The organism is Pontibacter amylolyticus (assembly GCF_014638845.1).
GTDB classification, from domain to species: domain Bacteria; phylum Bacteroidota; class Bacteroidia; order Cytophagales; family Hymenobacteraceae; genus Pontibacter; species Pontibacter amylolyticus.
On the sequence record NZ_BMFP01000008.1, the window covers coordinates 48,261 to 61,297 of the forward strand.

Consider the following 13,037-nt stretch of genomic DNA (forward strand, 5'->3'; position numbering starts at 1 on the left):
CAGTTAAGTCAAAGCTCGAAAATTATAAGTTCTTAACAGAAAACAACTTTTCAACTTTCTAACTTCCCAACTTTCTAATTTAAAGCCTTGTCATTAGTTTCTTCACCATCACGTCTTTCCAGTCGCGGAAAGTGCCGGCGATGATGTGCTGGCGGGCCTGCTTGACCAGCCAGAGGTAGAAGGTCAGGTTATGCACGCTGGCGATCTGTCCGGCCAGGTATTCACCGCTGTGTACCAGGTGGCGAAGGTAAGCCTTGCTGTAGAACGTGCTCACATAGCCACCTAGTTCCGCATCGATCGGGCTGTGGTCGGTGGCCCACTTCAGGTTGCGGATGTTGACGATGCCCTGCGTCGTGAACAGCATGCCGTTACGGGCGTTACGGGTCGGCAGTACGCAGTCGAACATATCTACGCCCAGCGCGATGTTCTCCAGAATGTTGGCCGGCGTGCCCACGCCCATCAGGTAGCGCGGCTTGTCGGCCGGCAGGATGTCGCACACCACTTCGGTCATCTCATACATCATTTCGGCCGGCTCGCCCACCGAGAGTCCGCCGATGGCGTTGCCCTCGCGGCCAAAGCTGGCGATGGTCTCGGCCGACTGCACCCGCAGGTCCTTGTAGGTACTGCCCTGCACGATCGGGAAGAGCGTCTGGTCGTAACCGTACTTCGGTTCGGTAGAGTCGAAACGGTCGACGCAGCGCTGCAACCAGCGGTGCGTGCGCTCCATCGAGTTCTTGGCGTAGGTATAGTCGCAAGGGTAGGGGGTGCACTCGTCAAAGGCCATGATGATGTCAGCCCCGATGGTGCGCTGGGTGTCCATCACGTTCTCCGGCGTGAAATCGAGGGCGGATCCGTCGATGTGCGACTTGAACTTCACGCCTTCTTCCTTGATCTTGCGCGTACCGGCCAGCGAGAACACCTGGTAGCCGCCGCTGTCGGTTAGGATCGGGCGATCCCAGCCGTTGAATTTATGCAAGCCACCGGCCTGCTCCAATATTTTCAGGCCCGGACGCAGGTATAGGTGGTACGTGTTGCCCAGTATGATCTCGGCCTTGATGTCGTCTTTGAGCTCGCGCTGGTGCACGGCCTTCACGGTGCCTGCCGTACCCACGGGCATGAAGATCGGGGTTTCGATGGCGCCATGCGCTGTCTCCACCACCCCGGCACGGGCTTTTGACTGTATATCTTTTGCTACTAATGAAAACTGCATGGTATGTGATTGTCAGCGCACTATGCTACAAGAAGCAAGCCAACTGGTTGAGCAGCCTGGGGACTGCCGGTTTTTGCTAAATGGTTATCGAAATAATCTGCAAAGATACATCGCGCGTACCCACAAAACATAAACAATTATTAAATGATGAAGATGTTCGTAAATGGCTTAATTATACCTATTTTTGATTGTTAGATAGGTTGTGAGCGGTATGTGCGGCCTGGTATATTGTGCTTTCAGCAATTTAACCATCAACAACTCAACAATTAAATAATTTGATTTCAGTTATACTCCTGGCGGTGCTGGCTTTTTGCGTGCTGGTGCAGCTATACTATGCTTTGTTTTACTTCCTGCCGCTGAGCAGGTATAAGGACCCGGAGCCGGACACCCTGCGGCCTGTGTCGGTGATCGTGGCGGCGCACAATGAGCAGGACAACCTGTTTGAGCTGCTCCCCATGCTGCTCGACCAGCAGTACCCCGAGTTTGAGATCATCCTGGTGAACGATCGCTCTGACGATGATACCGAATTCTACGTGTATGAGCTCGAGCGCCAGTTCCCGAACTTCCGGGTGGTCACGATCAAAAAGACCCCGGAGTACCTCAATCCGAAGAAATACGCACTGGCCCTGGGTATACGCGCCGCCAAGTACGAACACATGCTGTTCACCGATGCGGACTGCCGCCCCTGCAGCGAGCGCTGGATTGAAAAAATGCAAAGTGGCTATCATGCTGGTGCTGACCTGGTTATCGGTTACTCGCCTTATAAGAAGATGGGGGGATTCTTAAATCATCTGATCAGGTATGAAACCTTACTGACCGCAATTCAGTATCTGTCTCATGCAAACAAAGGACACGCTTACATGGGCGTCGGCCGAAACTTATCGTATACTAAGTCATGTTTCTTTAGAAACAAGGGGTTTGCATCTCATATCAAGACTACTGGCGGCGACGATGACCTATTTGTCAGAGATGCCGTCAACAATAGTAAAGCAAGCATTGTTATCAGCAAGGAAGGGCAAACAGTCAGTATTCCCAAAAAGAAGTTTCGGGAGTGGCTGATACAAAAAAGGAGGCATATGGCCGCCGGCAGGCAGTACAATGCGGCAGACAGAGGAAGGATAGGGACTTTTATTTCATCCAACATTCTTTTTTACACCCTGGTAATTATTCTTCTTGTTCTAAATAGCCATTTGACTATATTGGCCGCTCTGATCGGGATTCGCTACCTGGTGGTGTTTCCGGTCTATTTGAGTGCGGCACGCAGACTAGACGAGGACGTTTCTTTGCCGTTGTTGCCACTGCTCGATATTGCCTATTTTTTTAGTTACCTGCTCCTTGGGGTTTCCGTAGTATTGAACAAACGAATCAGATGGAAGTAAACAAACAATTCTCCGCAAAAGCGAAGCACGATTTCAAACTGATACAGGCGGCTGTTGAAGAAAACGATGAGAAAGCTTATGCTGAGTTGATGAGCATATACAAGAAGCCGGTATACCATGTGGTACTCAAAATGGTGCGCAACGCCGACGATGCTGAGGACCTCACCATAGAGGCTTTTGCCAAGGCTTTTCGCAACCTGCATAAATTCAACCCCGAGTACGCCTTTAGTACCTGGCTGTTCCGTATCGCCACCAACAACTGCATCGACTTCATCCGCAAGAACCGCATCAAGACGATGAGCATCGACTCGGCCATCAAGATAGACAACGGCGATGAGATCACGATCGACTTCAAAGACAAGAACCTGAACCCGCAGGAAGAGGCGATCAAGAACCAGAAGATCGAGATCATGCAGTACGTGGTAGCCAAGCTGCCAGAGAAGTACCAGCGCCTCGTAACACTGCGTTACTTCAACGAACTGTCGTACGAAGAGATCGCCACCGAGCTAAACGCCCCACTCGGCACCGTGAAAGCCCAGCTGCACCGCGCCCGCGAGTTGCTCTATGACATGGTGAAGAATAAGAAGCATTTGATTTAATTGCTAAATTGTTGAAGGTTAAATTGTTGTGCACAAATACGAATTATTCTGCGAACCAATCATTTAACCATTAAACAATTTAACCTTTAAAAAATTTTGATTACGTTTTTAGAGCCCCTGTTGCCTTGTGCGGCGGGGGCTCTATTTTTGAGCCGATTTCCGGACTTATTTCATACTTTTGCAGTGCCTGAAGTTACAGCAGGGCACTAAAAGAAGAACCCTATACCTTGCCATAACAGACGATGCGAAACCTGAGCGAAGCTATTTTGGTACGAATGGGCAAGTTGCATTTATACCTACGCCACAGAGGCACAGAAGAAGCCCAACAGGAGCTGCACCGTAAGTATGAAGGCCAATACCGCAACGCCGGTCTGGTGCTCCTTTTCGACCTCTTTATGGCCCTTGCCGTAGTGGTGGTGGTAGCTGTTCTGGCAGGTATACTATACCTCGTTTTAAGTTAGAGAGGTAAAAAGTTAGAAAGGTAAAGAGTGAAGTATCTATGTTCAATTTTTTCAACCTTCTAACTCCTAAACTCTCAAACTCCTAAATTCCTAAACTTTCTAACTTTCTAACTCAACCATGTCCATCTCCATCCGCATACTTTTGTCAGGTTATTTTCCGGAGCTCACCGAGGATCAGCTCGATAAATATGAGCGCATGGCCGAGCTGTACCGGGAGTGGAATGAGAAAATCAACGTGATTTCGCGCAAGGACATGGAGCACATCGGGGAGCACCACATCCTACACTCGCTAGGTATAGCCAAAGTGATCCAGTTTCCGGCGCAGGCGCACGTGCTGGATGTAGGCACTGGTGGCGGACTACCTGGCTTGCCCCTGGCCGTCATGTTTCCGGAGGTGAGGTTTCACCTGGTGGACTCGATTGGTAAGAAAATACACGTGGTGCAGGAGATTGCCCGCGAGCTGCACCTGCAGAACGTAACGGCCTCCCACACCCGCGCCGAGCAGGTACGCGAAAAGTTCGACTTTGTGGTAAGCCGCGCCGTTACCCGTCTGGCCAACTTCTATCCCTGGGTGATGAACAGTTTCAAGAAAGAGGCTATACCTGACAAGGGCATCTATTACCTCAAAGGCGGCGATCTGGAAGAGGAGATAGCAGAGTCCGGCCTGATTACGAAGGTATACGACCTGAAAGACTATTTTACAGAAGAGTTCTTTGAAACGAAGAAAGTGGTGGTGGTGCCGATGCCCTAAGCTGAAAATTTGAGAGAGATAAAGGACTTTAGCAAGCTGGATTACCTGCAGAATGGGAGTGAGCGGCAGCAGGAGGCTTACCGGGTTTTAACTACGCACAAGGTACTGGAAAAGCTGGCGCCGTATCAGCCTCTTTTAGCGGGCACCATTCCTCTTGACATAGACATAGCACAGAGCGACCTCGACATTGTTTGCTACTGGACCGATAAGGACAACTTCATAAAGTCTGTCTCGCAGCACTTTAGTGCTTATCCCTTCTTCACTCTAAGAGAGAAAGTCAAAGGGGGGCATCCCACTGTTATCGCTGCTTTTCAAGCGGAGAGTTTTACCGTAGAACTCTTCGGCAGCCAGTTCCTTCCCATAGGCAGGCAGCTTACAGGCACATGCTTATAGAACACAAGCTCTTGCTTCAGCATGGGGACAAGTTCAAACAGCAAGTTGTACAGTTGAAGCTGCAGGGGTATAAAACGGAGCCCGCCTTTGCGCAATTGCTCGGGCTGAAAGGGAACTCATACGAGGTGCTTCTGCTCCTGGAACAAGAGCTGTTTAGTTCATAATAGCTGAATCGGTTACTCACCATCCAGCAGAAACTGCACAGCTCTCGCTTCGGAGTAATAGACGTTGTTCCGGAAGTCTTCTGCAAAGCCCACGTGGCCGCCTCCTTCAGGTGTCTCCAGGTATAGGTATGGGTTCTCGTCTGCCTCCTCGAAAGGGAAGCAGGATTTCGTTAAGAACGGGTCGTTCTGGGCATTCACCAGCAGCGTTGGCACTTGGATGTGCTTCAGAAATTGCTTGCTGCTGGAGCGTTTGTAGTAATCGTCCGCATTTTCGAAGCCGTGCAGCGGGGCCGTATACTTGTCGTCGAACTCCGGAAAAGACCAGAACAGGCTGTAGTTGCTGAGATCCAGGGCATCCGGGTACATCTCTTTTTTCTGCTCCAGTTTCTGGCCGAGCGTCTTTAGGAAGCGCTGGGTATAGATTTTGGAAATGCGTTTCGCCGAGCTCTTCAAATCGATGGGCACTGAAAAAACAGACGCCCGTTTCACTTCAGATGGCACCTGTTCCGGGTCTTCTCCAAGATACTTCAAACTGATGTTTCCGCCGGCACTAAAACCGATCAGGTATATGGTTTCGTAGTTTCCGCGGTCCAGGGCGTGGCGTACTACAAAGTCGAGGTCGTCGGAGGCGCCCAGATGGTAGGAGCGGAGGAGCTTGTTGGGCTCGCCGCTGCAACTGCGGTAGTTCCAGGCCAGCGCGTCTATGCCATGTTCGTTCAACGCCTTCACCATCCCCATAATATAGGGCCGGTGCGAGTCGCCCTCCAGCCCATGGGAGAGGACGGCCAGCGATCGGGAATGAACGCGCGACCAGTCGGCGTCTATGAAATCATCGTCCGGGGTGGTGAGCCGCTCGCGGTAGTAGCTTACACCTTCAACCTGCCGGAACAAACTCGGCACAATCGTCTGGATATGCCCGTTGAAGAGGTAAAAAGGAGGCTTGTGCTGGGACGTTAAGATCGGCATCAGGTATAAGGGTATTTTGTAATTAATACGAAAAAGTCAAAATTACAGCCTTTCTATATTTGTCGCTACATCAGTGGCCGGCTTTTGACGTACTCTTTGAATAACCAACACAACATAAGACAATGAAGTTTATTGAACATATCAAATCGTGGACGCTGGTTTGCCTCTTGGTAACTTCTGTTACAGCCTGTACCTCCGAAACTCGACATAGCGCCAATAACGAGGTAGAGGAATTTTCGACCTGGGTAGATGAGAACAGCAGACGCGCCGAAACTGCCACCGAAGAAGAGTGGAACGAGATGGAGGCGGAGTACAACCGCAAAGCCACCGAAGTAGAAAAGCGCAGTGCCGACTGGGACGATCAGACCAAAGCAGAATGGGAGAAGGTGCAGGCCAAGTGGCAGGAGACAGTCGGCCGGTCTGGCGCCCGCTTCAGGGCAACAGAAGGAGAAATGGAGTTCGACACAGCGCAGGATAGCATTGAGTAATTGGCATTTATAGAACTCTATATAGAAAAATGCTATACATTTATATGTTTTGCTTTGAATATTACAATTCCAAGTACCGTCAGCATGCGTATAAGGCAGTATAACTAATGATAATTATAAGATGAATATAAAATCGAATCTCAAAATGCTAGGTATGGCACTAACAGTTAGTGCATTTACCTTTGCCTGTAACTCTGAAACCCGCACTGAAACGAACAGTGAGATAGATGAAGCACAAGTAGAAGCGAACGAAACCAGTGTAGAAGCCGAGCATGAATATGATGAATTCTCGGCATGGGTGAACGATCAGTCTTCACGCGCTGAAACAGCTACAGAGGAAGAGTGGCGTGAGATGAAAGCTGAATACAACCGCCGCGAAGCTGAGCTTGACGCCAAAAGCGATACCTGGGACGATGAAGCCAAGCGTGAGTGGCAGGAAGTAAAAGACAGCTGGAAACGTACAGAAGACAAAGTACAGAAGCGTATCGGTGATGTAGACGTTGATGTGGACGTAGACCGAAAAAACAACTAAGCAAAGTTTTAGTTGAAGATCAAGCCTGGGGCTGCGGCGAACGCTGTGGACTCAGGCTCTTTTCGTTTTAGGGTATGCTGAGCAAGGTGGCAGGTATAGCCGGTTCCGTAGGGCTTGGGTTTTTCAGGCGATAACGTGCTCTGGCCTTCCTCTTTGTCGCTGAAGCAGGCGAAAAGAGGAGGCATACAGGCAGCCTGCAGAAAGAAACGCGGGGCAGCCATGGTTTTCAGGCTAATTAAGTGTAATTTTGGCCCAGCATAGGTGAAGCATTGCGCCGGAATAATCCCGGGACTGCAATAAATCCCTGTCCAGGCTTTTTTATAGCGGGGAGGTTTTGGAATTTAATTTCAAAGAATATATCTTTGCAAACTCATTCAGGATACGCAACGAAATTTTAATTAGTATAAAATAACATGGCTAATCACAAGTCGGCATTAAAGAGAATCAGATCTAACGACGCGAAACGTCTTCGTAACAGATATCAGGCGAAAACTACTCGTACTTTCATCAAAAAGCTGAAAAGCACAACTGACCAAACCGAGGCGCAAGAACTGTACAAGACAGTTTCTTCGATGCTTGACCGTCTGGCAAAGAAAAACATCATCCACAAAAACAAAGCTGCTAACAACAAGTCGAAACTGGCTAAGTTCGTTAACGGCCTGGCTGCAGCCTAGTTATTTGCTGGAATACCATTCCGAAGCCTTACACGGTAGTGTAAGGCTTTTTGTGTTTTCTGTTAGAGCTGTTTGAAGGCGCTGAAGTTGCCTTCAAACAGCTTTTTTTGTTTTTTTGATGCCATCCTTGGTGTGTCGCTGATGGACATAGGATGATTAGCTGTTTAGCTGATTTCGTAATTAGTGAAATTTACGCTGGGAGGCATGAGAGCTCTCAGTTTTCGCTTTTGTCATCCTGGAAGGATCTTGGTTGAAGCGGTGAGTGGCAATGACTATAGGTATATTTTGATCTTGCCGGAAAGGGAAGGACTATGCGCTATTGTCATCCCCCTGCCCCCTTCAAAGGGGGACTTTACTGCTGTTACCCACTTCATAGGTATAAGTTACCCACTTCATAGGTATAAGCTTTGTGGATTTTGGAGTTCGGTGCTCCCTCTGATTATACCCACCCCTGCCCCTCCCGAGAGGGGATCTTCGGTCATTCCCATTTGGAAGGCCTAAAATGTTTAGGTTCATCTTAACACCCAGCCCCTCCTTATCAGAGGAGGGGAGCCTGTATCTGCCATTGACAGGTTTAAGCGCTGTATTTTCCTCTGCTACACACCACACAGTCCACTGGCAGGTATAGGAAGACTTATTTGCCCCGCTGGCTATGAAACGAAGTGCACTGGCCAGGTGCACCGATGACGATTTTGTGTTTGAGCGGTCAGCGAGTTTAAAATCGTCTTGATTTTTTTGCTTACTTTTTTCTTTATCGAGGGCCCCTACCCCCATCAAGGAAAAAAGTGAGTGCCCGCCGCACAGGCGAAGCTATAAAACAATACTCGTTGCTATACCTGCAACAGCAGTCGCTACGAAACAAAGTAAGCTATATCTATACCTAGGCCAGAGGCCCAACCATATAAGACACGAGCGTGGACGCTCGCGCCATGGGGCATACAACCCCTTGGCCAGGCGAAGCCCCCTTTGCATCCAATCACACGAGTAACCTCAGGTATAGATTCGTATTAAAAAAAATCCTGAGGCCGTTACACAACCTCAGGATCCTGAAAATCAAACATTCCTTATTCTAAGCGATACTCAGCTTGATCATATTCGTGCGCTTCTGCTCGTATATCGGCATACTCGCCGTGTTGATGAACACATCGCCTTTGTTCAGGTAACCGGATTTGAGGAGCATCTGCTTGATGTCTTCAATGGTGGCGTCCGTTGACTCGAACTTGTCGTAGTAGAAGCCGCGGATGCCCCATACCAGGTTCAGGGTAGTGAGCAGGCGCTCGTTCTCTGTGAAAATGAATATGTCGGCTTTGGTGCGGTACTTCGCCAGTTGGAAGGCCGTATACCCTGACTTGGTCATGCCGATCACGGCACGGGCGTTGGTGTCGCGGGCAAGGTTGCAAGCGTTGGCTACCAGACTGTCGTTGTAGAACGTGTCAGAGTGCGGGTTCAGGATGTATGTCTTGTTGAAGATATCGGCCTGGCGCTCCACCTCACTGATGGTTAAGTTCATCGAGCGGATCGTCTCAACCGGATAAGCGCCCACCGCTGTCTCAGCACTCAGCATCAGGGTGTCGGCACCGTCAATCACGGCGTTAGCTACGTCGTTGGTTTCAGCACGGGTCGGCTTCGGGTTCACGATCATGCTCTCCATCATCTGAGTCGCGATGATCACCGGTTTGGCGGCCTTGTTGCACTTCTCCACAATCATTTTCTGCAGCATCGGCACACGCTCCATACCTGTTTCCACGCCCAGGTCACCGCGTGCCACCATCAGGGCGTCAGACTCTGCAATAATAGCATCGATGTTGCGGATAGCCTCCGGCTTCTCGATCTTGGCGATCACGCGCGTGTCCTTGCCGCGCTCTTTGATGATGCGCTTGATATCACGGATGTCCTCCACGCGGCGCACAAACGAGAGGGCTACCCACTCTACGTTGTGGTCCAGGCCGAAGTGCAGGTCACGCAGGTCCTTTTCGGTAAGGGATGGGGCTGAAACGATGGAGTCCGGGAGGTTTATGCCCTTGCGAGGCTTCACCACGCCGCCATATTTTACCTCGGCTTCCACTATTTTGTCTTTGTCGGTAGAGATTACCTTCAGCTCCAGTTTGCCGTCGTCCAGCAGGATGGTGTCACCCGGGTTTACGTCTCTGGCAAGCTCGGTGTAGTTGGTGGCCAGGTGTTCGTGGTTGCTCACGGAGCCGTCGCAGCGCATGACCACGCGCTGGCCCTCTTTTATTTCTACACCACCGTTTTCAACCTCACCAATGCGGATCTTAGGACCCTGCAAATCCTGCACGATACAGACGTTGGTATTGAAGCGGCGGTTCAATTCGCGGATATGCTCTATTACCTGCAAATGTTCTTCATGCTCTCCATGTGAAAAGTTCAGGCGGAAAGCGTCTACGCCTTCCTGCATCAATGCTAGCAAACGGTCAAAGGTATTGCTGGCAGGGCCAACAGTTGCCAGTACTTTGGTCTTGTTGAAGATTATCTTCATAATTCAGAATAGTAAGTGTTCCTTGTACTTAAGGGTAAGTGGATCAAATTGTTTCGTGTATTGGATCAGGGGCAGGCTCTGGAGTCTGTTCAGCAACTCCTGCGGATGAAGGTACTGCTGCAGCGCCCCTGTTATTTGCAGAATGTAGTCATACTCTTTCACATCGGGCAGCAAGAAAGGCATTTTAGCGGTGAGGGTTCCCAACGCTTTGTTTCGGAACAGACGCACGGTACTGTGCAGGTCGTTGTGCTCAAAATGGGAAATGTACATCTTGTGCCGGTCTGTCGTCTCGTAGCACAGGTCCCGCTGGCGGGTGAGGTTGAGCCCCAGAAGACGGTTAAGCGACCAGGCCATTTTGTAGTCACGGCATGAGGCAACCACACCGAAAAGGGCGAAGCTGAAATCATATTCAATGTCCAGGTGCAGTGTTTTCATGGGCTACCAAACGGCGTAATTGCAAATTTATAAACATGGCAACGGAAAACGACCTTTAAGGCAAAAACTTTTATCACTTAGCGAATACAGCAATTTTTTTTGACATTGTCTGCCTAATTACATTTCTTTGCACAGTGTTTTAATAAACTATAAGAAAAAATGTCAGAAATCGCAGAAAAAGTAAAGGCTATCATCATCGATAAGCTTGGTGTTGAAGAGTCAGAAGTTACTCCAGAAGCTAGCTTCACAAATGACCTTGGCGCTGATTCACTGGATACAGTAGAGCTTATCATGGAATTCGAAAAAGAATTCAACGTATCTATTCCAGATGACCAGGCTGAAAACATTGCCACTGTAGGTCAGGCGATCAGCTACCTGGAAGAGCACGCAAAGTAATATAACCCCATTACCTTTTTGTATTAAGTAATTTTTACCTATCTATCCTCTACTAGCAGCTTATGGAGCTTAAGAGAGTTGTAGTTACAGGGCTTGGCGCACTCACCCCACTTGGAAACAACGTTGCAGAATACTGGAACGGGCTGGCCAATGGTGTGAGTGGAGCTGCGCCTATTACACGCTTTGATGCGAGTAAGTTTAAGACCCAGTTTGCCTGTGAAGTAAAGGGATATGATCCTGAAAAATACTTCGACCGTAAGGAAGCGCGTAAGATGGACCTGTTCTCTCAGTTCGCCATGGTGGTGGCTGAAGAGGCGGTTCAGGACGCGAACCTGGTGGAAGGGAACTATGACCCCGACCGCGTAGGCGTGATCTGGGGATCTGGTATTGGCGGTCTGCGCACTTTTCAGGAGGAGTGCGTAAACTTTGCCAACGGTGACGGTACCCCGCGATTCAACCCGTTCTTCATTCCGAAGATGATCGCGGACATCAGTGCCGGTCACATTTCTATTAAGTACGGCTTCCGTGGACCTAACTTCGTAACGGTTTCTGCCTGTGCATCTGCTACCAATGCCATCATCGACTCTTTCAACTATATCCGTCTGGGTATGGCCGATGTGGTGGTGACCGGTGGTTCAGAGGCGGCTGTGACCGAAGCAGGTATAGGAGGCTTCAACGCCCTGAAAGCCCTTTCAGAGCGCAACGACTCTCCGGAGACGGCTTCCCGCCCATTCGACAAAGACCGCGATGGTTTTGTGTTGGGTGAAGGTGCAGGCGCCCTTATCCTGGAAGAGTATGAGCATGCCAAGGCCCGTGGCGCTAAGATCTACGCCGAGGTAATCGGTGGCGGCATGTCTGCAGACGCTTACCACATCACAGCCCCGCATCCGGAAGGTATGGGCGCACTCAACGTGATGAAGAACGTGCTGCGCGATGCCAACATCAAGCCGGAGGAGGTCGACTACATCAACGTGCACGGCACATCCACGCCGCTCGGAGACATCAGTGAGGTGAAAGCTATCCAGACTGTGTTTGGTGACCACGCGTACAAGCTCAACATCAGCTCTACCAAGTCCATGACGGGTCACCTGTTGGGCGCGGCGGGTGCGATAGAGGCAATTGCTGCCATCATGGCGATCAAGAACAGTGTGGTACCGCCAACGATCAACCACTTCACAGATGATGAAAGCTTTGACGCTGGCCTTAACTTTACCTTCAACAAAGCGCAGGAGCGCGAAGTGAAAGTAGCGTTGAGCAATACGTTCGGCTTTGGTGGACACAACACTTCCGTTTTATTCCGTCAATTTATCGACTAGGTGTTTGGTCCAATAAAACCAGTACGGCGCTTCTATCACAGCCTGTTTACCAAGGATAGAGAAATAGTGCGCGCCATTTCCGGTATTATTGGCACTACTCCCGATAACATACGCCTGTACAAACTGGCGCTCACACACACGTCCTTTGCGCGTCAGAACCTGGCCAGCAAGCACGACACCAATGAGCGACTCGAGTTTTTGGGTGATGCGGTGCTTGGAACGGTGGTGGCGGAACTGCTTTTCAAGAAATTCCCCTACGAAGATGAGGGCTTTATGACAGAGATGCGCTCACGGATCGTAAACCGGGAGTCACTCAATCATATCGCCATCAAGATCGGCCTGAATCTGCTGGTCAAGGTCGATACCTCAGGCGGACAGAGCGCCCGGCATAAGTCGGTGCACGGCAATGCGCTGGAAGCATTGGTGGGTGCCATCTACCTGGACAAAGGGTATACGACCACACGTCAGTTCATCCTGGGCAAGCTGATCAAGCCGCACGTAGACCTGCACAAGCTGGTCAACACCACCTCTAACTTCAAGAGCAAGCTCATTGAGTGGGCGCAAAGCCAGAATGCCGATATCCGCTTTGAGATCGTGAACCGCAAGAACCAGGGCAACACCACAGAGTTTACGTGCGAGATCTACCTGAATGACAAACCGGTAGCCGTCGGTGTGGGCCTCTCCAAGAAGAAAGCCGACCAGGCTGCTGCTGAGAAGGCATTGGATGTACTCAACATCAGCTAAGGCTCTTTTCTGCTAGCGCGAGTTAGCTCATA

At 50.1% G+C, this 13,037-nt stretch carries 15 protein-coding genes and 1 pseudogene; 11 read left to right on the forward strand and 5 right to left on the reverse strand.

Annotated elements, in window-relative coordinates; translation table 11 throughout:
- Positions 1-79 precede the first annotated feature (79 nt).
- Positions 80-1,210: a tRNA guanosine(34) transglycosylase Tgt gene (gene tgt, locus IEV97_RS17780; protein WP_188502845.1), complete on the reverse strand. Its 1,131-nt coding sequence runs from the start codon at positions 1,208-1,210 to the stop codon at positions 80-82.
- 275 nt (positions 1,211-1,485) lie between these two features.
- Between tgt and IEV97_RS17785 the strand changes: the two genes are divergently transcribed.
- From IEV97_RS17785 to IEV97_RS17805, 5 genes and pseudogenes are all read left to right on the forward strand, one after another.
- Positions 1,486-2,589 (forward strand): glycosyltransferase, encoded by a 1,104-nt coding sequence (locus IEV97_RS17785; RefSeq protein WP_188502846.1) that lies wholly within the window; start codon positions 1,486-1,488, stop codon positions 2,587-2,589.
- Entirely contained in the window at positions 2,580-3,188 is a 609-nt protein-coding gene (locus IEV97_RS17790; protein ID WP_007659731.1) for an RNA polymerase sigma factor, read from the forward strand. The genes IEV97_RS17785 and IEV97_RS17790 overlap by 10 nt, the downstream gene beginning before the upstream one ends.
- Positions 3,189-3,430: 242 nt before the next feature.
- Positions 3,431-3,649 carry a hypothetical protein gene (locus IEV97_RS17795; protein ID WP_188502847.1) on the forward strand — a complete coding sequence of 73 codons (219 nt, stop codon included), beginning with the start codon at positions 3,431-3,433 and terminating at the stop codon, positions 3,647-3,649.
- Positions 3,650-3,767: 118 nt separating this feature from the next.
- Positions 3,768-4,400: a 16S rRNA (guanine(527)-N(7))-methyltransferase RsmG gene (gene rsmG, locus IEV97_RS17800; protein ID WP_188502848.1), complete on the forward strand. Its 633-nt coding sequence runs from the start codon at positions 3,768-3,770 to the stop codon at positions 4,398-4,400.
- Between the two features lie 9 nt (positions 4,401-4,409).
- Positions 4,410-4,957: pseudogene (locus IEV97_RS17805) on the forward strand (DUF4269 domain-containing protein).
- A gap of 12 nt (positions 4,958-4,969) precedes the next feature.
- Here IEV97_RS17805 and IEV97_RS17810 read toward each other — a convergent pair.
- Entirely contained in the window at positions 4,970-5,923 is a 954-nt protein-coding gene (locus tag IEV97_RS17810) for a YheT family hydrolase (protein ID WP_188502849.1), read from the reverse strand.
- A 122-nt stretch (positions 5,924-6,045) separates the two neighbouring features.
- Between IEV97_RS17810 and IEV97_RS17815 the strand changes: the two genes are divergently transcribed.
- Entirely contained in the window at positions 6,046-6,411 is a 366-nt protein-coding gene (locus IEV97_RS17815) for a hypothetical protein (protein WP_188502850.1), read from the forward strand.
- 154 nt (positions 6,412-6,565) lie between these two features.
- Positions 6,566-6,943 (forward strand): hypothetical protein, encoded by a 378-nt coding sequence (locus tag IEV97_RS17820; RefSeq protein ID WP_229734022.1) that lies wholly within the window; start codon positions 6,566-6,568, stop codon positions 6,941-6,943.
- A gap of 8 nt (positions 6,944-6,951) precedes the next feature.
- Here the strand turns inward: IEV97_RS17820 and IEV97_RS17825 are convergent, their stop codons facing one another.
- Positions 6,952-7,164, reverse strand: a complete 213-nt coding sequence (locus tag IEV97_RS17825) for a hypothetical protein (protein WP_188502852.1) — start codon at positions 7,162-7,164, stop codon at positions 6,952-6,954.
- A gap of 192 nt (positions 7,165-7,356) precedes the next feature.
- On the opposite strand from IEV97_RS17825, the gene rpsT reads away from it, so the two are divergent.
- Positions 7,357-7,617, forward strand: coding sequence for a 30S ribosomal protein S20 (gene rpsT / locus IEV97_RS17830; RefSeq protein WP_188502853.1), 261 nt, complete (start codon positions 7,357-7,359; stop codon positions 7,615-7,617).
- Between the two features lie 1,069 nt (positions 7,618-8,686).
- Here the strand turns inward: rpsT and pyk are convergent.
- Together pyk and IEV97_RS17840 are read right to left on the reverse strand one after the other, a co-directional pair.
- Entirely contained in the window at positions 8,687-10,114 is a 1,428-nt protein-coding gene (pyk, locus tag IEV97_RS17835) for a pyruvate kinase (protein WP_188502854.1), read from the reverse strand.
- 3 nt (positions 10,115-10,117) lie between these two features.
- On the reverse strand, positions 10,118-10,549 hold the full coding sequence (locus tag IEV97_RS17840; RefSeq protein WP_188502855.1) for an IPExxxVDY family protein: 432 nt from the start codon (positions 10,547-10,549) through the stop codon (positions 10,118-10,120).
- A gap of 159 nt (positions 10,550-10,708) precedes the next feature.
- Here IEV97_RS17840 and IEV97_RS17845 point away from each other — a divergent pair, with 159 nt between their 5' ends.
- The 3 genes from IEV97_RS17845 to rnc all read left to right on the forward strand — a co-directional run bounded on the left by IEV97_RS17845 (position 10,709) and on the right by rnc (position 13,005).
- The gene (locus IEV97_RS17845; protein WP_007659745.1) at positions 10,709-10,945 is read left to right on the forward strand and encodes an acyl carrier protein; all 237 of its coding nucleotides are present in this window, start codon (positions 10,709-10,711) and stop codon (positions 10,943-10,945) included.
- A 62-nt stretch (positions 10,946-11,007) separates the two neighbouring features.
- Positions 11,008-12,261, forward strand: coding sequence for a beta-ketoacyl-ACP synthase II (fabF, locus tag IEV97_RS17850; RefSeq protein WP_188502856.1), 1,254 nt, complete (start codon positions 11,008-11,010; stop codon positions 12,259-12,261).
- A 66-nt stretch (positions 12,262-12,327) separates the two neighbouring features.
- On the forward strand, positions 12,328-13,005 hold the full coding sequence (gene rnc / locus IEV97_RS17855; protein WP_229734023.1) for a ribonuclease III: 678 nt from the start codon (positions 12,328-12,330) through the stop codon (positions 13,003-13,005).
- The last annotated feature ends 32 nt before the right edge of the window (positions 13,006-13,037 follow it).

Bases quoted from the DNA above. Each gene is read 5' to 3' on its own strand.
- rsmG (WP_188502848.1), top strand. From the start codon at position 3,768: ATGTCCATCTCCATCCGCATACTTTTGTCAGGTTATTTTCCGGAGCTC.
- IEV97_RS17825 (WP_188502852.1), bottom strand. From the start codon at position 7,164: ATGGCTGCCCCGCGTTTCTTTCTGCAGGCTGCCTGTATGCCTCCTCTT.
- pyk (WP_188502854.1), bottom strand. From the start codon at position 10,114: ATGAAGATAATCTTCAACAAGACCAAAGTACTGGCAACTGTTGGCCCT.
- fabF (WP_188502856.1), top strand. From the start codon at position 11,008: ATGGAGCTTAAGAGAGTTGTAGTTACAGGGCTTGGCGCACTCACCCCA.
- IEV97_RS17790 (WP_007659731.1), top strand. From the start codon at position 2,580: ATGGAAGTAAACAAACAATTCTCCGCAAAAGCGAAGCACGATTTCAAA.
- IEV97_RS17845 (WP_007659745.1), top strand. From the start codon at position 10,709: ATGTCAGAAATCGCAGAAAAAGTAAAGGCTATCATCATCGATAAGCTT.
- IEV97_RS17820 (WP_229734022.1), top strand. From the start codon at position 6,566: ATGGCACTAACAGTTAGTGCATTTACCTTTGCCTGTAACTCTGAAACC.
- IEV97_RS17815 (WP_188502850.1), top strand. From the start codon at position 6,046: ATGAAGTTTATTGAACATATCAAATCGTGGACGCTGGTTTGCCTCTTG.
- IEV97_RS17795 (WP_188502847.1), top strand. From the start codon at position 3,431: ATGCGAAACCTGAGCGAAGCTATTTTGGTACGAATGGGCAAGTTGCAT.
- rpsT (WP_188502853.1), top strand. From the start codon at position 7,357: ATGGCTAATCACAAGTCGGCATTAAAGAGAATCAGATCTAACGACGCG.
- IEV97_RS17840 (WP_188502855.1), bottom strand. From the start codon at position 10,549: ATGAAAACACTGCACCTGGACATTGAATATGATTTCAGCTTCGCCCTT.
- IEV97_RS17810 (WP_188502849.1), bottom strand. From the start codon at position 5,923: ATGCCGATCTTAACGTCCCAGCACAAGCCTCCTTTTTACCTCTTCAAC.
- tgt (WP_188502845.1), bottom strand. From the start codon at position 1,210: ATGCAGTTTTCATTAGTAGCAAAAGATATACAGTCAAAAGCCCGTGCC.